The sequence below is a fragment of the Janthinobacterium sp. LPB2021202312-11-4 genome (assembly GCF_037049705.1).
Taxonomy (GTDB): Bacteria; Pseudomonadota; Gammaproteobacteria; order Pseudomonadales; family Pseudomonadaceae; genus Aquipseudomonas.
In genome coordinates this window covers 262,126-286,214 of sequence record NZ_JBAGKV010000005.1, presented here as the reverse complement: position 1 = coordinate 286,214, position 24,089 = coordinate 262,126, and the positions used below count along the sequence as shown (strand labels likewise).

The 24,089-nt window shown below is 59.9% G+C and carries 26 protein-coding genes; 16 read left to right on the top strand and 10 right to left on the bottom strand.

Annotated features, from left to right (window positions below):
• Nucleotides 1-21: 21 nt before the first annotated feature.
• Nucleotides 22-1,185, bottom strand: a complete 1,164-nt coding sequence (locus tag V5E99_RS08295) for a hypothetical protein (protein ID WP_499802009.1) — start codon at nt 1,183-1,185, stop codon at nt 22-24.
• A 111-nt stretch (nt 1,186-1,296) separates the two neighbouring features.
• On the bottom strand, nt 1,297-2,106 hold the full coding sequence (locus V5E99_RS08290) for a sulfite exporter TauE/SafE family protein (RefSeq protein ID WP_499802008.1): 810 nt from the start codon (nt 2,104-2,106) through the stop codon (nt 1,297-1,299).
• Between the two features lie 112 nt (nt 2,107-2,218).
• On the opposite strand from V5E99_RS08290, the gene V5E99_RS08285 reads away from it, so the two are divergent.
• The 3 genes from V5E99_RS08285 (at nt 2,219) to V5E99_RS08275 (ending at nt 3,627) form a co-directional block, all read left to right on the top strand.
• Nucleotides 2,219-2,986: an AraC family transcriptional regulator gene (locus tag V5E99_RS08285; RefSeq protein WP_499802019.1), complete on the top strand. Its 768-nt coding sequence runs from the start codon at nt 2,219-2,221 to the stop codon at nt 2,984-2,986.
• A gap of 93 nt (nt 2,987-3,079) precedes the next feature.
• Entirely contained in the window at nt 3,080-3,397 is a 318-nt protein-coding gene (locus V5E99_RS08280) for a helix-turn-helix domain-containing protein (protein ID WP_499802007.1), read from the top strand.
• Between the two features lie 11 nt (nt 3,398-3,408).
• Nucleotides 3,409-3,627, top strand: a complete 219-nt coding sequence (locus V5E99_RS08275) for a helix-turn-helix domain-containing protein (protein ID WP_499802006.1) — start codon at nt 3,409-3,411, stop codon at nt 3,625-3,627.
• A 45-nt stretch (nt 3,628-3,672) separates the two neighbouring features.
• On the opposite strand, the gene V5E99_RS08270 is transcribed toward V5E99_RS08275, so the two are convergent.
• Nucleotides 3,673-4,731 (bottom strand): MBL fold metallo-hydrolase, encoded by a 1,059-nt coding sequence (locus V5E99_RS08270; protein ID WP_499802005.1) that lies wholly within the window; start codon nt 4,729-4,731, stop codon nt 3,673-3,675.
• 216 nt (nt 4,732-4,947) lie between these two features.
• Here V5E99_RS08270 and V5E99_RS08265 point away from each other — a divergent pair, with 216 nt between their 5' ends.
• From V5E99_RS08265 to V5E99_RS08250, 4 genes are all read left to right on the top strand, one after another.
• Complete coding sequence (locus V5E99_RS08265) at nt 4,948-5,556, top strand: TetR/AcrR family transcriptional regulator (protein ID WP_499802004.1); 609 nt, start codon at nt 4,948-4,950, stop codon at nt 5,554-5,556.
• 138 nt (nt 5,557-5,694) lie between these two features.
• On the top strand, nt 5,695-6,807 hold the full coding sequence (locus V5E99_RS08260; RefSeq protein ID WP_499802003.1) for a diguanylate cyclase: 1,113 nt from the start codon (nt 5,695-5,697) through the stop codon (nt 6,805-6,807).
• A 174-nt stretch (nt 6,808-6,981) separates the two neighbouring features.
• Nucleotides 6,982-8,301: a methyl-accepting chemotaxis protein gene (locus tag V5E99_RS08255; RefSeq protein WP_499802002.1), complete on the top strand. Its 1,320-nt coding sequence runs from the start codon at nt 6,982-6,984 to the stop codon at nt 8,299-8,301.
• A gap of 210 nt (nt 8,302-8,511) precedes the next feature.
• Entirely contained in the window at nt 8,512-9,054 is a 543-nt protein-coding gene (locus tag V5E99_RS08250) for a DUF1003 domain-containing protein (protein WP_499802001.1), read from the top strand.
• A gap of 8 nt (nt 9,055-9,062) precedes the next feature.
• On the opposite strand, the gene V5E99_RS08245 is transcribed toward V5E99_RS08250, so the two are convergent.
• Nucleotides 9,063-9,956: a LysR family transcriptional regulator gene (locus V5E99_RS08245; protein WP_499802000.1), complete on the bottom strand. Its 894-nt coding sequence runs from the start codon at nt 9,954-9,956 to the stop codon at nt 9,063-9,065.
• 145 nt (nt 9,957-10,101) lie between these two features.
• Between V5E99_RS08245 and V5E99_RS08240 the strand changes: the two genes are divergently transcribed.
• Together V5E99_RS08240 and V5E99_RS08235 are read left to right on the top strand one after the other, a co-directional pair.
• Nucleotides 10,102-10,821 carry a CTP synthase C-terminal region-related (seleno)protein gene (locus tag V5E99_RS08240; protein ID WP_499801999.1) on the top strand — a complete coding sequence of 240 codons (720 nt, stop codon included), beginning with the start codon at nt 10,102-10,104 and terminating at the stop codon, nt 10,819-10,821.
• Nucleotides 10,818-11,147: an antibiotic biosynthesis monooxygenase family protein gene (locus V5E99_RS08235; RefSeq protein ID WP_499801998.1), complete on the top strand. Its 330-nt coding sequence runs from the start codon at nt 10,818-10,820 to the stop codon at nt 11,145-11,147. Before V5E99_RS08240 ends, V5E99_RS08235 begins: the two co-directional genes overlap by 4 nt.
• A gap of 89 nt (nt 11,148-11,236) precedes the next feature.
• Here the strand turns inward: V5E99_RS08235 and V5E99_RS08230 are convergent, their stop codons facing one another.
• Nucleotides 11,237-11,563 (bottom strand): DUF2025 family protein, encoded by a 327-nt coding sequence (locus tag V5E99_RS08230; protein ID WP_499801997.1) that lies wholly within the window; start codon nt 11,561-11,563, stop codon nt 11,237-11,239.
• 235 nt (nt 11,564-11,798) lie between these two features.
• Here V5E99_RS08230 and V5E99_RS08225 point away from each other — a divergent pair, with 235 nt between their 5' ends.
• Both V5E99_RS08225 and V5E99_RS08220 read left to right on the top strand, forming a co-directional pair.
• On the top strand, nt 11,799-12,926 hold the full coding sequence (locus V5E99_RS08225; protein WP_499801996.1) for a glycerophosphodiester phosphodiesterase: 1,128 nt from the start codon (nt 11,799-11,801) through the stop codon (nt 12,924-12,926).
• A complete protein-coding gene (locus tag V5E99_RS08220; RefSeq protein ID WP_499801995.1) occupies nt 12,927-13,610 on the top strand; it encodes a helix-turn-helix transcriptional regulator in 684 nt (227 codons plus the stop codon).
• Between the two features lies 1 nt (nt 13,611).
• Here V5E99_RS08220 and V5E99_RS08215 read toward each other — a convergent pair whose 3' ends face one another.
• Nucleotides 13,612-14,499, bottom strand: coding sequence for a sterol desaturase family protein (locus V5E99_RS08215; protein ID WP_499801994.1), 888 nt, complete (start codon nt 14,497-14,499; stop codon nt 13,612-13,614).
• A gap of 156 nt (nt 14,500-14,655) precedes the next feature.
• Here V5E99_RS08215 and V5E99_RS08210 point away from each other — a divergent pair, with 156 nt between their 5' ends.
• Both V5E99_RS08210 and V5E99_RS08205 read left to right on the top strand, forming a co-directional pair.
• Nucleotides 14,656-14,961: a PepSY domain-containing protein gene (locus V5E99_RS08210; protein WP_499801993.1), complete on the top strand. Its 306-nt coding sequence runs from the start codon at nt 14,656-14,658 to the stop codon at nt 14,959-14,961.
• Nucleotides 14,962-15,218: 257 nt separating this feature from the next.
• Nucleotides 15,219-16,397 (top strand): GAF domain-containing sensor histidine kinase, encoded by a 1,179-nt coding sequence (locus V5E99_RS08205; RefSeq protein ID WP_499801992.1) that lies wholly within the window; start codon nt 15,219-15,221, stop codon nt 16,395-16,397.
• Here V5E99_RS08205 and V5E99_RS08200 read toward each other — a convergent pair.
• Both V5E99_RS08200 and V5E99_RS08195 read right to left on the bottom strand, forming a co-directional pair.
• The gene (locus tag V5E99_RS08200; protein ID WP_499801991.1) at nt 16,394-16,840 is read right to left on the bottom strand and encodes a hypothetical protein; all 447 of its coding nucleotides are present in this window, start codon (nt 16,838-16,840) and stop codon (nt 16,394-16,396) included. The two genes, V5E99_RS08205 and V5E99_RS08200, sit on opposite strands and share 4 nt — an antisense overlap.
• 113 nt (nt 16,841-16,953) lie before the next feature.
• On the bottom strand, nt 16,954-18,576 hold the full coding sequence (locus tag V5E99_RS08195; protein WP_499801990.1) for a methyl-accepting chemotaxis protein: 1,623 nt from the start codon (nt 18,574-18,576) through the stop codon (nt 16,954-16,956).
• 274 nt (nt 18,577-18,850) lie between these two features.
• Between V5E99_RS08195 and V5E99_RS08190 the strand changes: the two genes are divergently transcribed.
• Complete coding sequence (locus V5E99_RS08190) at nt 18,851-19,873, top strand: transporter (protein ID WP_499801989.1); 1,023 nt, start codon at nt 18,851-18,853, stop codon at nt 19,871-19,873.
• A gap of 195 nt (nt 19,874-20,068) precedes the next feature.
• The gene (locus V5E99_RS08185) at nt 20,069-21,682 is read left to right on the top strand and encodes an inorganic phosphate transporter (protein ID WP_499801988.1); all 1,614 of its coding nucleotides are present in this window, start codon (nt 20,069-20,071) and stop codon (nt 21,680-21,682) included.
• Nucleotides 21,683-21,765: 83 nt separating this feature from the next.
• Here V5E99_RS08185 and V5E99_RS08180 read toward each other — a convergent pair whose 3' ends face one another.
• Nucleotides 21,766-22,662, bottom strand: coding sequence for a LysR family transcriptional regulator (locus V5E99_RS08180; protein ID WP_499801987.1), 897 nt, complete (start codon nt 22,660-22,662; stop codon nt 21,766-21,768).
• 118 nt (nt 22,663-22,780) lie between these two features.
• Here V5E99_RS08180 and V5E99_RS08175 point away from each other — a divergent pair, with 118 nt between their 5' ends.
• On the top strand, nt 22,781-23,539 hold the full coding sequence (locus V5E99_RS08175; protein WP_499801986.1) for an SDR family NAD(P)-dependent oxidoreductase: 759 nt from the start codon (nt 22,781-22,783) through the stop codon (nt 23,537-23,539).
• Nucleotides 23,540-23,642: 103 nt separating this feature from the next.
• Here the strand turns inward: V5E99_RS08175 and V5E99_RS08170 are convergent, their stop codons facing one another.
• Nucleotides 23,643-24,080: a multidrug/biocide efflux PACE transporter gene (locus V5E99_RS08170; protein WP_499801985.1), complete on the bottom strand. Its 438-nt coding sequence runs from the start codon at nt 24,078-24,080 to the stop codon at nt 23,643-23,645.
• Nucleotides 24,081-24,089: the final 9 nt, after the last annotated feature.

The window sequence follows — 24,089 nt, the reverse complement described above, 5'->3', positions numbered from 1 at the left end:
GGTAAATGGCCGTTTCCAGTCTTAAGGCAATTGCAACTCGACGCCGCCGGCGTGTTGCTTGATGAGGCTATAAGGCAAAACACTCCACTCCACATACGCACACGGCGCTTCTGCATGAGCGAAGTAAGGCCCGAACTTGATTCCTTTTTCAGTGAAATACCAAGTAGGAAACGGCCAGCGGTCCTCTTCACCGTATGCACAGTTTTCGTCGCTGCCCGGTATCTGATCGGGATAAAGCTTATGCAACTGTCCAACTAGCCACGGTGCCAGTTCTTTGGTGCGGTACTCGGAATAGGCATTGAGTGCGTCCGAGGACTGTTTGTCATCAAACTCTTCGTAATCCAGCGGCTTGCCCTGTCCAACCCAGAGGACATCTTCAAGCGTCAGCGACTTACCGGTTTTGGCATCCAGGTTAATGGGCGCCTCGCTGTAGTCCGGGTGAGGGCCGCCACAGCTAGCCTCAATTTCGACGTTCACGCTGATGACGTTTGGTGTGATCAACAACGGTTGAGTGGTTTGTTTATAGAAGGCATCGCTACCGCCAGCGAGGCATCCGTAATACCCCACGACTTGCCGCCACAAACGTTCTCTCAACTGCCGATTAATGCGATCCCGCGCTTCAGGGCTGTAGCCAGAAACAACTTCAAATATCGTCAACTTTGTTTGCGGCTCACTCCACCACTGCAACGAATAACCACTGAAGGTTTGTGTATTGCCTTGTTTGAGTTTCAGACCTTGCAGGCGCAGATACTCGTAGGGCTCTGCATCATGAAGCTTGGTGAGGTAAGGAAGCGTATCGGCCGGCATAACTGACGGTGTGGCTTCCACCAGTTCTATCTTCAGCGTTTTCCCTTGCCCGTTGCTCCAATCTCCCGATAAACGATGGGGCTCGATATTCAGTTGGAGTTTAGGCCGAGGCTCTTTTTCATCGAAAGGTTGTTCACCCTCATCAAGTACCAGCCTCTCGCCATTCTTGATGCCACTGAGGCGCAAGTCGTTACGGTATTTCTGATAGAAGTAGCGACCGCTGATGTTTTCAGCGTTAGCCGTTTCCAATTCCATCACGATCGGCATCTTGCCCAGCGTACCGGTGAAAACGCGTCGTCCGTCCTCGGCCTGCGCAGTGGAACACAGCATCAGTAACAACGTGGCAACGGGCGCCAGGCGTAACAATCCTTTGAGCATCGATCCATCCTTGAATAAGTCGCAGCGCACCGAACGGAATATCCGTGGCGTAATTAAAGCGACGCGGATTATGGCGGGGTTGCTTCGGGTAATCGAGCGTCATTACATGCTTTAGCGCAGCATCATGCTAACCATCACCAACACCAACAACCCGACATAAACCCACGCATGAAGACGATCCGGTATCCGCCCCATCCAACGCATCGCCAGCCGAATCCCCAGCAGCGAACCCAGCGTCAACAGCGCAAACGCCAGCACATCCACATACCCGATAAACCACGGCCCGAGGTCAAATTCGGTGAGCCCGGCCATGGCCATGTAAGTCAGCGTCCCGACCAACGCCACCGGCAAACTCAGCGGATTGGCCATTGAGGTGGCTTGGGACATGCTCAAGCCGCAGCGCCTTAACAGCGGCACGGTCATGACGCTGCCACCGACGCCCAGAAACGCCGCGATGGCGCCGATTCCTACGCCCAACACCTGAACCTTCTCCAATCGTCGTGGGATCAGGTTGTGGTGGTGTGTAAGAAAACCGCGCCTGAACAGGCAGTCCACAATCGTCACGCCGAGGTAGACGATAAACGCATACCGAATCACCTCACCGTTGGCCCACATGGCGGCAACAGCGCCAACCATTGCGCCCAACCCGATATACCCGCCCAACGGCCACAGGTAATCGCGGATGAGGTGGCCGGCGCGTTGGTGTTTGCGGGTGGCAATCAAGGCGTTGACGATCATCGCGCACGTCGAGGTGGCCACGGCGATGTGCATCGCCGATTGGCCGATGGGGTCGTCGGCGCCATGGCTGGTCACGAGCATGCGGTACAACAACGGCACCACGACAAACCCGCCGCCGAAGCCGAACAGCACGGTGCTGATGCCGGCCATGCAACCGAAGAGTGTCAGCAAGAGGTAGAACATCGCTGTGCATCCATTACGAAAGAGTGCTCGACGATAGAGCGGCGGGCCTTGGCCTGCTTCAGCAAGTCCGCCAATAATGTTCGCGTTTACGCCAATTGCTGAATATCGCTCGATGCTCAATGTTTCGATCAATCTGCTGGATGCCACGCCACGGCCGGTGGTGGCGACCGGTACGGATTATTCCTACGGCCACTTGTTACCCCTTCATACGCACCGACGGGCACAACTGCTCTATGGCGCCACGGGGGTCATGCAGGTCAGCACCCATGACGGCAATTGGGTGGTGCCGCCGCAGCGGGCGGTGTGGATTCCGGCCGGGGTGGCCCATGAAGTGTTGATGCTGGGGGTGAGCACGCGGAGTTTGTATATCGAACCCACTGCCGTCGATCTGGGCAGTCGTTGCCAGGTGATCAGCGTGTCGCCATTAATGCGGCATTTGTTGATGGCGGCGGTGGAGGTGCCGCTGGAGTACGACGAGTCGGGTCGCGATGGGGTGTTGATGCAGTTGTTGCTGCACGAACTCGGCTGCAGTACTCATCTGCCGTTGCACATTCCATTGCCCGACGATGCACGGCTGCTGGGGTTGTGTCAGGCATTTGTGCAGCAACCCGACGCTCATCAATCACCGCAGCAATGGGCTGATCAGTTGCACATCAGCTTGCGCACCTTCAACCGACTGTTCCGCCAACAGACCAGCCTGAGTTTCAGTCAATGGCGCCAGCGAGCCTGTGTGGTGCTGGCCCTGGCGCGGCTGGCCGCTGGTGAACCGGTGACGCGCATTGCCCTGGACTTCGGTTATGACAGCCCGGCGGCGTTCTCGACGATGTTTCGCCGGTTACTGGGGCAAGCGCCGTCCGTCTGGATGGAGGCGGCGAAGTAGCACAAATCAAAAAATCAGTTTGATCCGGGATCAAAACAACTGTACAAAAACACAGTACATTTTGAACAAGCACTCTCGAGCCCGGAGAACACCATGGCCTCTCTTGCGATGAAAATCACCCTGGAACGTATTGCCCTTTTCCAATTCACCCCGGCCCACAGCGCCCAGGCCCGAGCGATGCTGGGTTGGAGTGTGGAAGAGTTGTCTCGCGAATCCGGGGTTTCCGTGGAGGCCATCGAGCGTTTCGAGGCCGAGCGCGATGTGCTGGATGTCACGCGGCTGGCGTTGGCGTACCGGTTTGAATCGGAAGGGTTGGTGTTCTTCCCCGGGTTTGCGCCGGGCCGAGGGATGAATGTGAAAGGCTCGACGCCGAACCCGGTGGCGCGAGCGGATTATGCGATGGTTGAGTGAGGTGTCAGCACATGGATGATCGCGATGCGAGCACGCTGCGGGCCAATGCCGAGTACGTCATGAAGATCGGCATGCTCCTCGAAACCGGACGCCTGGGTAGTACGGAGGCGGCTGAAAAACTTGGGCTGACACTGGAAGAGCTGGATGAAATGCTCCGGGGAGAATCCAGCGACTGGACTGTCGCAAAGATCTCGGAGCATCTCAATCAGCCAAGGGATGAACGCCGCTAGCTAATTGCGGGCCGCTAGAATTGCCGGCGGCCCGGCGGCACCTTATCAAGCGCTCTGAGTCGCCACTTGATCCCGCTGTCCTTCCAGCGCCAGCCACCACGCGCTGCCGCGTTGCGGATACGCGATGTTGAACGCCTCGCCCATTTGCGGCGTGCTGATCGACACATTGCGCTCCCAGGCCAAGGCCAGGATGCGGTCGAAGGGTTCGTACCAGGCGTGCATCGACAGGTCGAAGGTGCCGTTGTGAATCGGCAGCAGCCAGCGCCCTTTGAGATCAATGTGCGCTTGCAGGGTTTGTTCCGGTTGCATGTGAACATGCGGCCATTCGACGTTGTAGGCGCCGGTTTCCATCAGGGTCAGGTCGAACGGACCGTACTGCTGGCCGATGCGTTTGAAGCCATCGAAGTAGCCGGTGTCGCCGCTGAAGAAGATCCGCGTGGCGCCGTCAATCATTACCCATGAGGCCCACAGCGTGCTGTTGCCATCGAACAGGCCGCGACCGGAAAAGTGTTGCGACGGCGTCGCGACAAATTGCAGGCCATCAACTTCAGTGCCCTGCCACCAGTCCAGTTGGCGGACTTTGCTGGCATCGATGCCCCATTTGATCAGGGTGTCGCCGACGCCCAGTGGCGTGAGGAAGTATCTGGTTTTGTCCGCGAGTTTGAGCACGGCCTGGTAATCGAGGTGGTCGTAGTGATCGTGGGATAGGATCACTGCTTCAATCGGCGGCAATTCTTCCAGGCTGATGGGCGGCTGGTGAAAACGCTTGGGCCCGGCCCATTGCACCGGCGAGGCACGTTCGGCGAAAACCGGGTCGGTGATCCAGAATTTGTCCCGCAGCTTGAGCAGTACGGTGGAATGGCCGAGGCGGTAGACGCTGTGATTCGGCGCGGCGATCAGTGCGGCTTGGGTCAAGGCTTGCACCGGGACGGCAGCGCTGGGGCGAGTGTTGCGCGGTTTGTGGAAAATCATGTTCCACATGATGCGCATTGTCTTGCGAAAGCCTTCGCGCTTGACCGGCGCGTGGTTGCGGAAGTGCCCTTCTACCTGATGGGAAGCCTCAGGCTGGGTGGCGTTATCCATGGGGGAAGTCGAAATGGCCATGTCTGAATGACTCCAGGAAAACCGCGCAATTCACGATTTTCCGCTTTGGGACGATAAATGGCCAAGGCATGCACGCATCAGCCGAAGATTCTATTAGTCACGGTGCAGGATTAACTCAGCATTACACTGCACAGTGTAGTTTCTAGGTTGCATCAAAGCCGATGACAAGTAAACTGCCAAGTGTAATTCCTTACCTCTTCCTGCCGAAGCGTACTTATGACAGCTCCACAACGCCTGACCGACCGAAAACGCGAAGCCATCATTCAAGCGGCGATCGCCGAATTTCGGGCCAACGGTTTTGACATCACCAGCATGGACAAGATCGCTGCGACTGCCGGCGTGTCGAAGCGTACGGTGTACAACCACTTCCCGAGCAAGGAAGAGTTGTTCGCCGAAATCCTCAGTCAACTTTGGGCCCGGGTCACTGATGAACAGGAAACGGCCTACCGCCCCGACCTGCCGCTGCGCGATCAGCTTCGTCTGATCCTGCTGGCGAAAGTGCAGATGATGGGCGACGACAACTTTCTCGACCTGGCACGGGTGGCGATTGCCGCGACCATTCATTCCCCCGATCGCGCCCGGAACATGATCGCTCGCATGGGTGAGCGCGAAGAGGGGCTGACGGTGTGGATTCGTGCCGCCCAGGCCGACGGCCGACTGAAACCGGTCGCCCCGGAATTCGCTGCGCAGCAGGTTCAGGGGTTGCTCAAGTCTTTCGCGTTCTGGCCACAGATCTCCATGGGCCAGACCGGTCTTTCGCCCGACGTGCAAAACACCGTCGTCGAGTCGGCCATGGACATGTTCCTGGCCTGCTATCAGCTCTAGATCAACGATCTGCCCGCGCCTGCATTCTCGGTAAATGGCTTCCAAGGACACTGATTATTCCCGTTGGAATAAATGACAATGTCTGCCGCTTTACCGATGAACGGTAGCTCTGAATAAAGCACTGCAAAGTGTTTCAGAATGAATCTGGCGCAGGAATTTATGGAAAACAAACGCGGCAAGGGCCTTTCATTTGCCCGACGCATCTACATGCCCCGGGCCGTCGGCCTGGGCATTGGCTGTATTTGTGTGGGCGCCGCGCTGTATCCACTGAATATGCCGGGCTGGGTCTGGGCGTTGATGCTGATCAATGGCCTCGTCTGGCCACATCTCGCCTACCAACTGTCCTCCCGCTCGCCCTACCCCTATCAGGCTGAACGCCGCAACATTATTGGCGATTCGTTGTGCGGCGGTTTCTGGGCCGCCGCCATGCAGTTCAACCCCATCGCGACCGTCACCGTGCTGTCCATGATGACGATGAACAACGTCGCGGCTGGTGGCTCGAAGTTATTCCTGCAAGGCGCCCTCGCTCAAATAGTCGGCGTGCTGATTGCCTGGCTGGTGTTCGGCGTGTCGTTTACAACAACCGCCACGCCGATCCAGGTGTGGGCCTGCCTGCCCTCGCTGACGCTTTACCCGTTGGCGGTGGGGATCGTGTGCTATCGACTGGCGTTCAAACTCGCCGAACACAAACGCACCCTGAGCGCCTTGAGCCGCACCGACAGCTTGACCGGCCTGCTCAACCACGGAGCCTGGAAGGACCTGCTGCAGGTCAAATTCCAACAGTGCCGGCAGAACCAGGTGGCGTCGGTGATTGCGCTGATCGACATCGACCACTTCAAAGCGATCAATGACACCTACGGCCACATCGTCGGGGACACGGTGCTGCGCCAGTTGAGCATCGAACTGCGGCGCACCCTGCGCGAAAGCGATCTGGCCGGGCGTTATGGCGGTGACGAGTTCTGCGTGATCCTGCCCAACATGGCGTTGCATCAGGCCAGGGAAGTCATGGAGCGTTTGCGCGAAGTACTGCATGACTATCGCCACCCGCAAGTGCCCGAGTTGCGGGTCAACCTGAGCATTGGCCTGTCGGCCTACCAAGCGGCATTCAGCGATGCGGTGACGTGGCTAAACGACGCGGATAAAGCTCTTTATGCCGCGAAAAATACCGGTCGTAACAAGATCAGCATTGCCTCGCCCCCTTCTGCCGACGGCACAGCAGCCCGTGTCCCAGCGCAAAACTTGTACAAATGATCAAAAAATCAAATTCTTGTACAACTTTATTAAGTTTTGTATAAGTATTTCACTGTCAGCCAGGGATCTCTGACATTGAGCAAGCAACGCCGAAAACCGCTTGGGTTTTCGGCCAGCAGGCGCACGAACAGGGACTGACTACTCGTTGTTCCCCTCATCTCGAGCACTGCCATCATGTTCTTCAATCGCCACCAATCCGCCCTCGACGAACTCCAGCAAACCATTGCCAGCCAGGCCGGTCTGTTGGACGCGATTGATCGCTCCATGGCGGTGATCGAATTTGACCTCGACGGTGTTGTGCTGCGTGCCAACGACAACTTCCTCAAGACGATGGGCTTTGAGCGCGATCAGGTTGTCGGCAAACCTCATCGCCAATTCTGCACCCCGGAACTCGCCCGCAGCAGCCAGTACGCCCAACTGTGGTCGCGACTGAAAAACGGCCAGTTCGAGTCGGGCACCTTTGAACGGGTCAACAGCAAAGGGCTGCCGATATGGCTGGAGGCCAGTTACAACCCGATCAAGGATGCCTCGGGCCGGGTGGTGAAAGTGGTGAAGTACGCCATGGACGTGACGGCCAAGGTCCAGCATGAAAGCGAGTCCAACGCCAAGTTGCAGGCCATCGACCGCGCCATGGCGGTGATCGAGTTCAACCTCGACGGCAGCATCATCACCGCCAATCAGAACTTTCTGTCGCGCATGGGGTACAGCCTGACCGAGCTCAAAGGTAAACATCATCGAATCTTCTGCACCCCGGAACTGGTCAACAGCAGTGCCTATCAGGACTTCTGGCGCCGGCTCAATCTGGGCGAGTTGTTTAGTGGCCAGTTCGAGCGTGTCGACAAGCGCGGGCAAACGGTCTGGCTGGAAGCCAACTACAACCCGGTGTACGACGCCGCCGGCCGTTTGTGCAAAGTGGTGAAATTCGCCTCTGACGTGACCGCCCGGGTCGAGCAACATGCCCAGGATGCCCGCAGCGCCACCGAGGCTTATCACATCTCGGTCGAGACCCGAAAAGTCGCGGAACAAGGCACCCAAGTGATCCAGCAAGCGGCCAGTGAAATGCGCGAAATCGCCGCCAACATCGCCGAATCCTCGACCTTGATTGCGCAGTTGGGTGAACGCTCGGAGCAGATCACCGCCATCGTCAACACCATCCGTTCGATTGCCGACCAGACCAATTTGTTGGCGCTTAACGCGGCCATCGAAGCGGCCCGCGCCGGTGAGCAGGGGCGCGGATTTGCGGTGGTGGCCGATGAAGTCCGGTTACTGGCCGCACGTACCAGCGGTTCCACGGCGGAAATTTCGACCATGATCGGTTTGATCCAGAGCGAAACCCGACAAGCGATCAAGAGCATGGACGGCACCCGAGATCGAGCGGCTGAAGGCGTCGAGCTGGCGAACCAGGCCGGGACGGTGATTTTGCAGATTCGGGATGGGGCGAGTAATGCGGTGCAGGCCGTCAGCATGTTTGCTAACGAGCGTGCGCCTGGTTGAAGTGATGAGGTGGGGCGGCGTTCCTTATTTGATCGGAAATCGAGGCGCCACATTCGCGAGCAAGCCCACACTGGGCCGGTGGTGCTCACAACCCCAGTGTGGGAGCGGGCTTGCTCGCGAAGGCGGACTATCATTCAACATCGATTCAGCCAATCAACACCTGCACGGGACTATAGTGAGCCCAAGTCCCGAATCCTTGCAGAGCGCACCATGAATTCAACCAAGTCCGCCACCAAACCCGCCACCGCTCCTGTCGATCACCTGCGTTTCCACCGCCCCCACGCTCACCTGGCACCGACCTTCGGCAATGACAAATTTGCCCTGCGCGCCGAGGCGTTTGCGCGGTTCTTCGGCACGCCGACGTTTCTCGGCGCGCAAACCCTGATCGTGGTGCTGTGGGTGTGCCTCAACCTGTTCGGCGTGGCGCACTTCGACCTCTACCCGTTCATCCTGCTCAACCTGGCGTTCAGCCTGCAATCGGCTTATGCCGCGCCGCTGATTCTGCTCGCGCAAACCCGTCAGGCTGCGCGGGACAAAGCCCAGTCCGACGCCGACGCGCAGCACCGCGAAGCCCTGGCGGTGGCCAACAGCGAACGCCAGGCTCAAGCCGCGCAGAACACCGCGCAGTTGCTGGAACTGCTGGAACAGAACACTCGTCTCACCGAAATGACCAAGAGCCTGACCGAACGCATCGAAAACCTGACCTCGGAAATGCACCAGCATTTTGTCCACAAGGACGGGCCGAAAGCCTGACGTTGCGTTCAGGGCAACTTCAGCGCCCGGCCGAGCTCATCGAACAGCGTCACCACCGAGCGCAAGGCGCGGCAGTCCGGGCGGGTCAATAACCACAGCGCCGTGTTGCAGCCTTGCAACGGCCCGGTCAATGGCTGCAAATCGTCGCCGATCAGAAAGTCCGGCAACGCCGCGACACCGAGCCCGGCCCGCACCAACTCCGTCACCGACAGCATGCTATTGCAGCGATATCCCGGCACAACGCCGGGCCATTGCTGGCGGCGCCAGGCAATCGTCGGATGATCCAGCAGGAAGTCGTCCGGCGCGATCCAGGTCAACCCGGCCAGATCGACGGGATCAACGCTGTTCAAATACGCCGGACTGCCACAAACCCGATACGCAACATCCGCCAGACGCCGGCCCACCAGATGCTCGGGGGGTGTGCGGGTCAGGCGCAGCGCAATGTCGGCATCCCGGCGGCTGAGGTTGGCGAAGTCGTTGGAGGTGCTGAGTTCGAGGGTCAGCGCCGGGTAGGACGGCATGAACTGCGCCAGGGCCGGCAGCAGCAAACCTTGCAGGACTGAATCGGTGCAGGTCAGGCGCACGGTGCCGCTGATGATTTCACCGCCCTGCTCGACGCCGATGCGCGCCGCGTCCAGCGCTTGTTCGGCACGCTCAGCCTGTTCCGCCAGGGTCTGGGCCAGGGTGGTGGGCAGGTAGCCGGCGCGACTCTTTTCGAACAATTGCTGACCCAGCGCGGCTTCCAGTCGGCGCACGGCGCGGAACACCGTCGACACATCGACCTTCAACAGCTGTGAGGCCCGAGCCAGAGAGCCGCCACGGACCAGCGCCAGGATCAGGGCCAGATCGGGATAGTCGAGCCGATAGTGCGTCGCTGCATTGATCAATTGGGATAACGCCAATATTGAGTGCGTGAACGCCAATCTATAGTGGCAACTCGTAACGAACAACCTGACTCTTGTGGCTGGCTCTTGCTCCCTCTCACAAGAGCGCCCTCGCCGCCGGGTTTGTCAGCACTTTCGTGAATCGCTGTTAAAGGAAAACCAAATGGATGCTGTTTCTCCTGTCATCGCCCTGCGCATCGCCCTGATCGGCGATTACGACCCGCACGTCACCGCCCATCAAGCCATCCCCGTCGCCCTCAGCCTGGCCGCCGAACACTCAGGCCTGGACGTGCAGTTCCAATGGCTGGCCACGGACCAGATCAACGCCGACACACCGTTCGATGACTTCGACGGTTTCTGGTGCGTGCCCGCCAGCCCTTATCGCGACATGGACGGCGCCTTACGGGCGATCCGTTTTGCCCGGGAACAACAGCGACCGTTCCTCGGCACCTGCGGGGGTTTTCAACACGCGGTATTGGAATACGCTCGCAACGTTTTGGGCTGGGCCGATGCCGAGCATGGCGAGACAGCGCCCGATGCCGAACGGGTATTGCTCACGCCGCTGACCTGCTCGCTGGTGGAAGCCGTTGACCGCATCCATCTGGTTGAAGGTTCGTTGCTCGCCAAGGCGTATGAAAAGTCCGAGATTCTCGAAGGCTATCGCTGCCGCTACGGTGTGAATCCGCAATTCGAACAGGCACTGCTCCAGCAACAACTCAGCGCCGTCGGTCACGACTCGAGTGGAGATCTGCGGGCGCTGGAACTCAAGGGGCATCCGTTCTTTGTCGCCACCCTTTTCCAGCCGGAACGTGCCGCGCTCAAGGGGACGCTGCCACCGCTGGTGCGTGCCTTGATCGAAGCCTGTGCGGGGCACAAGCAATGATCGCCAGTACCCCAGCGCCCCATTATTACGCGGTGATCTTCACCTCTATGCGCACCGACGGTGATCAGGGCTACGCCGAAGCCGCCGAGCGCATGGTGGAACTGGCTCGCGAGCAGCCGGGGTTCCTGGGTGTGGAATCGGCCCGGGGTGACGACGGGTTGGGGATCACGGTGTCGTACTGGGTCAGTGAGGCGGCGATCCTGGCCTGGAAGCATCATCCCGAGCACAGCGCGATTCGTGAGCGTGGGCGGCAGACGTGGTATGCGGCGTGTCATACGCGGGTGTGCAGGGTTGAGCGGGCCTATCGGTTTGAAAAATCGGTTTAACAGAGGAAAAGATCGCAGCCTTCGGCAGCTCCTACGGATCCCCCCCCGTAGGAGCTGCCGAAGGCTGCGATCTTTTGATCTTTTGATCTTCACCCCCGAACCAAACTACGCACCGCCGAAATCTCCGGCACTTCCCGCCGATTCATGTACACCCGCAACGGCTCGGTAATGTTAATACGGTCATCAATGTTCTGGTCCAGCAGCAACTGAATCAGCTCGCGCTTAAGGGTCATGGCGTTGTCGGGGCCTGGCGCCCAGACAAATTCACTGGTGGGAATAATGCCGTCATCCGCCACGTCCATGCCGAAGGAGTCTTCGCTGAAACGCACGATGTAGTGGCCGGTCTTGCGGTTGAGGCCGACGAAGCCGTTGAGTTGGTCGGCAGCCTCGCAGATGAGCTGGGAAGTGATGCGCATGATAAACCTCACAAAAGGTCGCTAAGGGACCGGTGATCGATGGTTTACACGCAGGGCTGGCGAACGGGTTTCCCTCTGCCGGGGAAACGCCGGGGCCAAGAGTACTGCAAAGAACCGCACAAAAGCGCAGAAAAAATCTGCTTTAAGCAGGTTTATGTCGGTCTGGCGATAGCGCTCGCGGCGCTCAGTTGTTAAAAGGTACGTCTTTGAAAACCACTGCGAAAGGACCTCGACCATGCCTGTTACCTTCACCAAAAGCGCCTTGGTGCTGAGCCTGTTGCTCGGCCTCGGCCAGGCACAGGCCGCCAGCCAGCCCAGCCCCACCGCACTGGCGACCACCTACGGCATCCCGCATCCGGCCGTGATTGCCCACCGAGGCGCGTCTTTCGATGCCCCGGAATCCACCGCCGCCTCCTACAAACTGGCCCGCGACCTGGGCGCCGATTACCTGGAAATGGACCTGCAGCGCAGCAAGGACGGCGTGCTGTTCGCCCTGCACGACAACAACCTGCAACGCACCACCGACGTCGCGAGCAAGTTCCCGGATCGCAAAGACGCGCCAGCCAACCAGTTCACCATTGCCGAGCTGAAAACCCTCGACGCCGGTAGTTGGTTCAACGCCGCTTACCCGGATCGCGCGCGTCCTTCCTACGTCGGCCTGAAGATTCTGACCCTCGACGAAATCATCGACATCGCCGAGGGCAACCCGCTGCACAAGCCCGGCCTGTACATCGAAACCAAAGAGCCGAAGCAATTCCCCGGCATCGAACATGACCTCAAAGAAAAACTTCAGGATCGCGGCTGGCTGAGCCCCGCAGGCTCGAAACTGGCGAAGAGCGAACTGGCGGTCGGCCAGGGCAAAGGCAAGGTAGTGCTGCAAACCTTCGAGAAGAGCAGCCTCGAACTGCTGCAAAAAGAAATGCCGAAGGTGCCGAAGATCCTGTTGCTGTGGGTCGGTGAAGGCAGCATCGAGCCGAAATCCAAGGTGACCTTCGCTGAGTCCGGCGACAAGGACAAAGCCACTTACTACGCCAAGCAAGAGCCGAAAAGCAAAGCTGAATTCCAGCAATGGGTCGAGTACGCCAAGGCCCAGGGCGCCATCGGCACCGGCCCTTCGGCGGCGCTGACCAAGGGCGGCGATCAGAGCTATTCGGACCTGGTGCAACCCTGGATGAACCAGTACACCCACGACCAGGGCATGCTGGTGCACGTCTACACCATCGACGATGCCGTGGATTACCAGAAAGTGATGGACGCCGGCGTCGATGGCATCTTCACCAACCGCGCCAGCGAACTGCTGAAGTTCTACAAACGTCCGGCGGCCGGCACCGTGGCGCAATTGCTGCAGAACAACGGCTACTGAGTGACACCAAACACCGAGTGGACGGGCCGCCTGTGGCTGGGGCGTGATTATGGCCTGATCCACGGTGAGCTGGGGCGCACGGCGCCCCATGCTCATTACGCTCATCAACTGATCCTTGCGCCCGACGCGCCGGTCACCGTCCAGCTCGACGGCATCGACCAAACGGCCCATCGGCTGTTTATCCCCTCGCACATCAACCACGCCATTGTCGATGCGCCAGCCCCCGTGTTCACCGTCTACGCCGAGCCGTTGAGCTTCGACGGTCAGACGCTGCGCGCTGCCGTGTTCGACGCGCCCCTGTCACTGGAAGGTCTCGATCACGCCGTGCGCCACTGCCCGCGCCGGGCGCTGGAGGATGGGCGGATTGAACGCGCGTTATCGGCCCTCGACGGCTTGTTGTCGAGCAAAGTCCCGGCCGGTGCCCTGGCCGCCGAGGCGCACCTGTCATTGAGCCAATTGCAACGGTTGTTCGCCAGCCAACTTGGCCTGCCGGTGCGCAGGCTGGTGCTGTGGCGACGGCTACGCCTGGCGATGGGGCTGATTCTGGCGGGCAGCTCGGTGACCGGCGCCGCGCACGAGGCCGGGTTTGCCGATTCGGCGCACTTCTCCCGCAGCCTGAAAAAACTCTTCGGCGTCACAGCTCGCCAAGGGTTGCAGCACATCGAATTGCATTTGCTGGATTGACTCAGCGGCGCAAGGGTTCAGGCACCGCAGGTTCCTGGCTCAACGACACCGGGGCGAACGGGTCCAGCAATTGCGCCATGTAGCCTTGGGGGAAATCCGGCCGACTGCCAATGCCCAGATCGCCCTGGCGCATTTCGTAGTCCTGCGTATAAAAAGCCGTTCCCAGCAGCCAGTCCCACAGGTTGAAGAACAAACCGAAATTCACGTCCCCGGCCCGGCCATATTTCATGTGATGAAAACGATGCACCGGCGCCCAGGCAAACACCCGGCGCAACGGCCCGAGCTGCATATCGACATTGGAATGTTGCAGCAGCAACTGGATGGCGATGGCGAACGCCAGCAGTGCCGCTACGTCCAGCGGAATGCCCAACAACAGCAACGGCAACAACCCCGCCGAAGCCTCCAGCAGTTGATGCAACGGGTGCTTCATCAAGCCATTGAAGCCGTACAAGCGTTGAACGCTGTGATGCACCGCGTGTAAACGCCAGAGCCAACGCACACGATGGCTGGCGTAATGCATCAGGCTGATACCGGCGTCGGCGATCACAATCGCCAGTGCCAGTTGCAGCCACAGCGGCCAGTCGCCGGGCCAGACGCCGTCGAATGACAGCAGCGCCACCAGTCCCGGCAACGCCAGCAATCCCAAGGCATTCAAGGTCTCGTTGACCAGAGCGTGAGCCACGTCACGGGCACGATCACCGGCCGACTGATTCCAGCAACGCTCATAGGGCGCCGCCCACTCGGCCAGGAATGACACCGCGAGCGCGACAAGAAACACCGGCACCAGCCATTCAAGCGAACGCCCGGCCACGCCCACCAGCCAAAGACCCGCGCCGATAAACCCAACCCAAAACACCGGTGCGTACAGCCCTGCAAGGATTCGTTTCATCACCACCTCCATTGATCGAGGTCGCAGCATGGAAGGTTGCCGGGTGATGCAATTGAACAAACGGCGCAATCGCCGCGCGGGAGGTTATTAAGGGTGAATTAAGTTGCGCCGGTTAACCTGAGCCCACTTAAACAGTTCACCCAAGGAAAGAAGCTTATGAAAACCCTGACTGCCCTGTTCGCCGCCGCTGCCCTGACCGTTACCGCTGGCCTGGCCCAGGCTGACGTTCGTGTCGACCAGATCCCTGAGCTGGTGAAAAGCGGCAAGATCAAGCCTTTGGAAGAAATGAACCAGGCCGCCCTGAAACTGCATCCGGGCGCGACCATCACCGATACCGATCTGGACAACCACTTCAACGGCTACGAATACGAAGTCGAATTGCGCACCGCTGAAGGTGTTGAATGGGACGTCGATTTCGATGCCGCCACCGGCAAAGTGCTGAGCAACAAGCAAGACAAATAATCACCGCCATCCCCTGTGGGACACCGCAATACCCTGTGGGACACCGCAATCCCTGTAGGAGCAGAGCTTGCTCGCGAAGACGGCGGCACATCCGACGTCGACGAAAGCTGACCCACCGCTTTCGCGAGCAAGCTTCGCTCCTACAGGGTTTATCGCTGGATTCAAGAACGCACGATCTTCGGGTCGTGCGTTTTTTTGTGCCTGTGTACGCTTGGGTCGCTAGAATCCGTTCACGGCGTTCAGGCAGAGAAAAGAAAATGGGACAAACAGCGGCGGCAGACATCGCCACAATCGGCAGAATCAGCGCCGTGCCGGCGATCCTTCAGGTCATCCGTGAAATGACCGGCCTGCGCTTTGCCGCCGTCGCTCGCGTCACTGAGGATTCATGGACGGCCTGCGCCGTGCTCGACCAATTGGACTTCGGCCTCAAGGTCGGCGGTGAACTGGATGTGGTCACGACCCTGTGCCACGAAATTCGCACCGCCCACGTCTCGGTGGTGATCGACAAGGCCAGCGAAGACCCGCTGTATCGCGACCACCACACCCCGCGCCTGTATCAATTTGAAAGCTATATCTCGGTCCCGGTGTTTCGTACCAACGGGCAGTTCTTCGGCACCATCTGCGCCCTCGACCCGAATCCGACCGAACTCAAGAGCAGCACCATCCAGTCCACCATGGAGTCGTTCGCCCGGGTGCTGTCACTGCAAATCGAGGCCGAAGAAAACCTGCTGCACACCGAGGCGGCCTTGCAGGAAGAACGGCAAAACGCCGAGTTGCGTGAGCAATTCATCGCCGTACTCGGCCATGACTTGCGCAACCCGCTGTTCGCCATTGGCGCCGCCGCCGAAATGCTCCAACGCAAATACCCCAACCCGGCCAGCGACAAACTGGTGCAACACATCCGCACCAGCGCCCGACGCGCGGCGCAACTGGTGGACGACGTGCTGGACTTCGCCCGTGGACGTCTGGGCAACGGCATTCCAGTCAGCGTCACGCCCTGCCCGGACTTGGCCGAAGCCTTGCTGCATGTGATTTCGGAAATACACAACGTACATCCGGACCGGGTCATCCGCGCCTCAATCGGCGACTTGCAGGGCACGCATTGCGACCGCGAGCGCGTTGCGCAATTGCTCTCCAATCTGCTGGCCAATGCGGTTGCCCACGGCGATCCCCAGGGTGACGTGGAAGTCACCGCGCTTGTCGATCAGGGCGCGTTGATGATTGCGGTGAAAAACCAGGGGCAGATCCCGGAGCCGGTACTGCCCCATCTGTTCCAGCCCTACGCGCGACCGACCCGGGATACACCCCAGGCCGGCCTCGGGCTGGGCCTCTACATTGCCAGCCAGATTGCCCAGTCCCACGGCGGCCGCCTGCACGTGGCGTCCACCGCGCAGAACGGCACACTGTTCACGTTCAGCCTGCCGCCGCCGGTTTAAGCCGACGTACTGACCATCGAACCGGACGTGCTGCTGCCTTCATCCTGCAACGCCTGCAACAACGCCGCCGTGGCGGTTTGCAACGACCCCGACGTGGCTGAGATCTGCGACTGCGCGGCCGCTACGTCGGCGGCTTTGGCATCGGCGCTTTCCTGCTTGGCCTGAGCCGCTTGCAGTTGCTGCTGTTGTTCCTGCAATTGTTTTTGCAGCTCGGCGATCTGCTTGCGCAGTTCCTTGACCGTATCGGATTCCGTGCTGCTGCTCGAACTGCTGTCACCGCCCGCCGGCGCGGCACCACCAGAAGCTTTGGTGGTATCGCCGGAAGCCGTGGTGCTGGAGGTGGCGGTTGTCGAAGTGGTGTCGTCGGTGCTGTCGCTGATCGAGGTTTTGCTCGTCGGCGTCGAGAGGGTCTGGTTGATCGAAACGGAAGTAATGCTGACCATGGGATTTATCCTATGTGGGTTCAGGTTAAATCCATCATCGACATCGTTTAGGCGGACTTGAGATCGACTGTGTACCGACTCGGTAAGTAAACCGGTACACAGCTTTTTTTGCCTCAGGCGCTGAGGCGCGACGTCACTTCATTCAACTGCCCCGACAAGCCGTGCAGGTTGCGGCTCGCCGCTTCGGTGCGCTGCACGTTGTCCAGATTGGTGCTGGCAATGCTGGTGATTTCGGTCAGGTTGCGCGAAATGTCTTCGGCCACCGAGGTTTGCTCTTCGGCGGCGGTGGCGATCTGGCGGTTCATGTCGCGGATGGCTTCCACGGCATGGGTGATGCGCTCCAGCATGGCGCCGGCCTCGGTCACTTGGGCGACACTTTCCTCGCTGCGGGACTGGCCGCTTTCAATCGCCTGGGCGGCGTCCACCGCACCGGTTTGCACGGTCTGGATGATCTGGTTGATCTCGATGATCGACGCCGCCGTGCGCTGGGCCAGGCTGCGGACTTCGTCGGCCACGACCGCAAAACCACGCCCGGCTTCACCGGCGCGAGCCGCTTCGATGGCAGCGTTGAGCGCTAGCAAGTTGGTTTGCTCGGCGATGCCGCGAATCACTTCCAGCACTTTGCCGATGCGTCCGCTGTCGGTTTCCAGACGACGGATCACGGTGGCAGTGTTGGAGATCTCGCCGCGCATTTGAGTGATGGTGTGAATGGTGCCCTGCATGACCTTTTCGCCCTGCTGGGCGGACTGGTCGGCATCATCGGCGGCACGCGCCGCGTCGGCGGCATGACGCGCCACTTCCTGGGCGGTGGCGGACATTTCGTTCATCGCCGTGGCCACCTGATCGGTGCGGTTGAACTGTTCGTTGGTACCGCCGGCCATCAGCGTGGCGATGGAATTCAGTTCGCCGCTGGCGCTGTCCAGATCCGACGCGCTGCGCTGCAAACGGGTGAAGGTTTCAGCCAGGAAATCGCGCAAGGTGTTAGCCGCCATCGCCAGTTTGCCCAGTTCATCTTCACGGTCGCTGGCCACGCGCTCGGCAAATTTGCCCTGGCTCAGTTGTGCGACGTAGTCGATCAGTTTGCGAATCGGATCAACCAGGTTGCGGTTGATCAGCCACAGGCTCAACAAGCCGATCAACAGACCTGAAGCGAGCATCACGACGATCCCCAGCAACACGGTGCGCTCGGCGCTGGCGCTGATCTGTGCCGATTGTTCGGTACCCTGCTTGCGCAGTTCGCCGACCAGTTCGCTCATCTGATCGCTGGTGGCGCGGTCCACGCCTTTCACGGCGGTGTCGCCGGCGGTGGGGTCGGCACCAGCGGCGACGTAGGCATCGCGACCTTTCAGGTAGGCGCTGCCCAACTGACGGTGTTCGTCACGCAGCCGCTCGATGCGGGTCTTGAGCTGGGCATCCAGGCCTTTCTGCCCGGCCAGTTCGCCGAGAATGCCCTGCACGTCACGCTGACGGTCTTCGAATTGCTTCCAGTATTTGTCCAGGTCCGCCGGCTGCTTGCCGCGCAGCAGGACGTTTTTCCATTCCTGAACCTGCACCTTGAATTGCAGGTTGGCTTCATCGATCAATTGCGACGTGCGCAGCGGACCGTCGATCAGGTTGGCGTAGTTTTGCACGCCGCTGGACAGGAAGTGAAAGCAGGCCAACGCGATCAGCAATATCGCCAACAGGCTGCCGCCGAGCAATGCGAGGATTTGGGCTCTCAGGGATTTTTGCAGCATCGAGTGATACTCATGACAGGAAAAAGGCACGCCTGATTGGGCGTGAAAGACGTCCAAACTTCCCTGTCTGCGATCCGGCTCGTGGCCAGAGCCGCGCAACCTAACACCTGCGTCATCGGCGTGCCAGAGCGGTTCTTGAATCATTTCCGACCATCGGTAACGCACACGTTTGCGCGCCACACGACTGTCACAAAACTGTCAAAACTCCTTGCGATGATGCGGCTCAAGTGAACCTGTGAAACCCGCGACAGGCGCTTCCTCTCAGCGAGACCTCATGAACCACAGCATCGATAACACCCATCGCGACACTGACTTGTTCGGCCTGCTTTACGGCTTCCGTTTTCGTCCGGGTGAGCGCGGCCGGGAGATCGATTCCGCCGAGGCGTTGCGCTGTTTGCAACAGAGCGAGGACAGCGATGAATTCCTCTGGCTGCACCTCAACCTGGCCCACGCGGCGTGTGAGCGCTGGATGAAAAGTCATCTGGAATTGCCCGAGGAGTTTTTCGAGGCGCTGCATGAAGGTTCGCGTTCGACGCGTATCGAGCACGTCGATTCGGCGTTGCTGGCGGTGGTCAACGACGTGGTGTTCAACCTCAGCAGCATGGTTTCGTCGGACGTTTCGACATTGTGGGTGTGCGCCCGCAGCAAGTTGATCATCAGCGCGCGCCTGCAACCGCTGCACTCGGTGGACAAGTTGCGCTCCTCAGTGAAGGCCGGTGAATGTTTTCGTTCGCCGCTGGAATTGCTGGTGCACCTGTTGCGCGATCAGGGCGAAGTGCTGACGCAGATCGTGCGCAAGACCAGCCAGAGTGTCGATCAGATCGAAGATGAATTGCTGTCCTCGCGCCTGTCGACCAACCGCGCCGAACTGGGCGCCAATCGTCGGGTGCTGGTGCGTTTGCAACGCTTGCTGGCGCTGGAGCCGGGGTCGTTGCTGCGCCTGCTCAATCGGCCGCCGCAATGGTTGCAGAAGGAAGACGTCAAGGAGCTGCGCAAATCCACTGAGGAGTTTGCGCTGATCATCAACGACCTCACGGCCCTCGGCGAACGGATCAAGCTGTTGCAGGAAGAGATCGCCGCCAACCTCAACGAACAGAGCAACCGCACGCTGTTCACCCTGACGGTGGTGACGGTGCTGGCACTGCCGATCAACATCATTGCCGGTTTTTTCGGCATGAACGTGGGCGGGATTCCACTGGCGGGCGACCCGGAAGGGTTCTGGATTCTGGTGGCGTTAGTGGCGACGTTTACCGTGCTGGCGGGGCGTTGGGCGTTTCGTAAACGCCAGGATTATTAAGATCAAAAGATCGCAGCCTTCGGCAGCTCCTACAGGTGCACACATTCCCCCCGTAGGAGCTGCCGAAGGCTGCGATCTTTCCGCTTCCTGATCAACGGATAAACAAAAACCCCAAACACTGACCCACCGCAGTCTCTCTGTCATATTTTGAAACGATCATGGGCAACACTCCTTCCCTCCTCAGGATTGTCCGTGATGGCTACTCCTTCTTTGTCTGCTGCTCAGGCGCCCGCCCGCAGCGCCAGACCGCAGCTCGATAAAAAACCCGGCCTGTTTACCCTGGTGATTTTCTTCGGCGTGCTGGCCAGCGGTTTGTTGTTCACCGCCTACAGCCTGATGCACGACATGCACGAACTCGGCACCGTGGTCACCACCTGGACCCCGTTCCTGCTGCTCGGCGTGGCGCTGGTGATCGCCCTCGGTTTTGAATTCGTCAACGGCTTCCACGACACCGCCAACGCCGTGGCCACGGTGATTTACACCAACTCGCTGCCACCGAACTTTGCGGTGGCCTGGTCCGGGTTCTTCAACTTCCTCGGCGTGTTGCTGTCGAGCGGCGCGGTGGCGTTCGGGATCATCGCGTTGCTGCCCGTAGAGCTGATTCTGCAAGTCGGCTCCTCTGCCGGTTTCGCCATGATCTTCGCCTTGTTGATCGCCGCGATCCTGTGGAACCTCGGCACCTGGTGGCTCGGCTTGCCGGCCTCGTCGTCGCACACCTTGATCGGTTCGATCATCGGCGTCGGCGTCGCCAATGCCCTGATGCACGGCCGCGACGGCACCAGCGGTGTGGATTGGGCCCAGGCCACCAAGATCGGTTACGCCCTGTTGCTCTCGCCGCTGGTGGGCTTCGGCTTTGCCGCGCTGTTGCTGCTGGCGTTGCGCGCCTTCGTCAAGAACCGTGCGCTGTACAAGGCACCGGAAGGCGATGCGCCGCCACCGTGGTGGATTCGCGGTCTGCTGATCCTGACCTGCACCGGCGTGTCCTTCGCCCACGGTTCCAACGACGGGCAGAAAGGCATGGGCCTGATCATGTTGATTCTGGTGGGCACCCTGCCGATGGCGTATGCGCTGAACCGCACCATGCCGGCCGATCAGGCGTTGCAGTTCGCCGCCGTGGCCGAAGTTACCCAGCAAGCGCTGGTGAAAACCACGCCGCTGCCGGCACCGGCCGACCCGCGTGCAGTGCTGTCCGATTACGTGCGCAGCAAGGAAGCCACGCCGCAATTGGTCCCGGCCCTCGCCGCGCTCGCCGGCAACATTGGTAACGAAGTGAAGGGTTATGGCTCGCTGTCGAAAGTCCCGGCCGAAGCCGTGGGCAACGTGCGTAACGACATGTACCTGACCAGCGAAACCATTCGCCTGATGGACAAGAACAAGGTCGGCAACTTCGACGCCGACACCAGCGACAAGCTGCAACTGTTCAAACAGCAGATCGACAACTCCACGCGCTTCATTCCGCTGTGGGTCAAGATCGCCGTGGCCATAGCGCTGGGGCTGGGCACCATGGTCGGCTGGAAGCGCATCGTGGTGACCGTCGGGGAAAAAATCGGCAAGACCCACCTGACCTACGCCCAAGGCGCGTCGGCGGAAACCGTGGCCATGCTGACCATCGGCGCCGCCGACATGTTTGGCTTGCCGGTCTCCACCACCCACGTACTGTCCTCGGGGGTGGCCGGGAGCATGGTCGCCAACGGCGGCGGCTTGCAGATGAAGACCATCCGCAACCTGCTGATGGCCTGGGTGCTGACCTTGCCGGCGGCGATTCTGTTGTCGGGCAGCTTGTACTGGTTGTTCACCAAACTCTTCTGACCGACCCCGGACCTGTAGGAGCAAGGCTTGCCCGCGATAGCGATCTCAAGAACGCCATCGCGGACAAGCCTTGCTCCTACGGGCTAGTGGGTGGCCGGGATGATGAGGGCCAGCCACTCCATGAACGCCCTCACCCGCAACGGCAAATGCCGCTGCCGTGCATACAGCAGCGACACTTCCATCGACGGCGCGTTGAACTGCGGCAACACCGCCACCAGTTCACCGCTTTGCAAATACGGTTGCATGCCCACCCGTGGCGCCTGGATCAAGCCGAAGCCGCCCAGGCACGCTGACTCATAACCATCGCTGTTGTTCACCGTGATACTGCCGGCCATCGCCACACGGTGCAGCTTGCCCGCCGCCTCATACTCAAACCCCTCCGAACGCGAACCCAGCACGCCGACGTAATGCACCAGCCGATGCTGCGCCAGGTCTTCGATGGTTTGCGGCACGCCGAAGCGTTGCAAGTAGGCCGGGCTGGCGCAGTTGACCATGGCGAAGTCGCACAAGTGTCGGGCCACCACCGACTGATCCGGCTGCGCCCCGACCCGCACCACGCAATCAAAACCTTCACTGAGCACATCGACCCGGCGGTCGGTGCTGCTGATTTCCAGTTCCAGATGCGGATGCCTGGCCATGAACTCCGGCAGGCGCGGCATGACAAATCGCCGGGCCATGATGCTTGGCAGGTCGATGCGAATCCGCCCGGCCAGGGAGGCTTCGTCCTGTTTGAACAACCCTTCGATTTCATCCATGTGCGAGAGCAAATCCTTGCTGCGCTCGTACAGCACCAACCCGTCCTGAGTCGCCTGGACCTTGCGCGTGGTGCGTTGCAGCAGGCGCGTGCCCAGCAGACTTTCCAATGCCTGAACGTGTTCGGACACCGTGGAGCGCGGCAAGCCGAGGCTTTCGCCGGCGAGGGTAAAACTCGACATTTCGCTGACGCGGACGAAAGTGCGCAGCAGTTCCAGTTTGTTCATGGGGATGACCTGTATTGTTCGGCTTAACCGACCAGTGATTCCGATTTACCTCTGTTTATCACTACAGGCCGGATAAATAAACTTCCTCCATCAGTCACTCACTGCTTGAGGAAACACCATGAATCGCAAAATCGCATTGATCACCGGCGCCAGCCGCGGCCTCGGCAAAAGCACTGCCCTGCACTTGGCGGCCCAAGGCATCGACATCATCGGCACCTACAACAGCCGCGCCGATGAAGCCCAGGCACTGGTCGCTGAAATAGAAAGCTTGGGCGGCCGCGCTGCGATGCTGCAACTCGACGTTGGCCAGAGTGAAGGCTTCGCCGCGTTCAGCGGTGAAGTCGCCAAAGTGTTGAACCAGCACTTTGATCGCCCGCGCTTCGATTTTCTGGTCAATAACGCCGGAGTGGGCGTGCACGCCAATTTCGTCGACACCACCGTGGCGCAGTTTGATTTGCTGATGAACATTCATTTGAAGGGGCCGTTTTTCCTCACACAGACCTTGCTGCCATTGATGAATGACGGCGGTCGCATCCTCAATATCTCCAGCGGTCTGGCCCGTTTCAGCCTGCCGGGTTACGGCGCCTATGCGGCGATGAAAGGCGCGATGGAAGTGCTGACCCGTTATCAGGCCAAGGAGCTGGGTGATCGCGGGATTGCGGTGAATGTCCTGGCACCGGGCGCCATCGAGACCGATTTTGGCGGTGGCGCCGTGCGCGATAACAACGCGGTGAATCAGATGGTCGCGAGCAATACCGCCCTGGGCCGCGCCGGTCAGCCGGACGACATTGGTGGCGCGATTGCGCTGCTGTTGTCGCCGGGTGGCCAATGGATCAACGGCCAGCGGGTGGAAGCGTCGGGCGGGATGTTTTTGTAAGTAAATCGCCAGGATCAAGAGATCGCAGCCTTCGGCAGCTCCTACAGGATCGGGTTTTCACGCGGTCAATGTAGGAGCTGCCGAAGGCTGCGATCTTTTGCGTTTACCCTTCGCAAGAATTGCGCAAAACCAACCGCTCCCGCACCACGTCATACCCCCAGTGGTAAACATAGGTGTACGGCAGAAAGAACAGCAACACCCCGATATCCAGCAAGAACGCCTGCCACAGGCTGATGCTCAACCACCAGGCAATCAGCGGCACGCCCATCACGATCAGGCCTCCCTCGAACAACAGCGCATGCACCACCCGGACCCAAGCGTTGCGCACAATGGTGTAGCGCTTGAGCAAGCGGTCGAAAAACCTGTTGAAGACCACGTTCCAGGCCAGGGCCAGGGCGGCGATGGCCACGGTGGCGACGCCCATTTCCAGCATCGGTTTGTCCATGACCCAGGCCAACAGCGGGGTGCAGATCAATACGGCCAGCAGTTCGAAACCGATGGCCTGGCAAATACGTTCAGTAATGGATTTGTTGGCGTTCATGGCCAGACT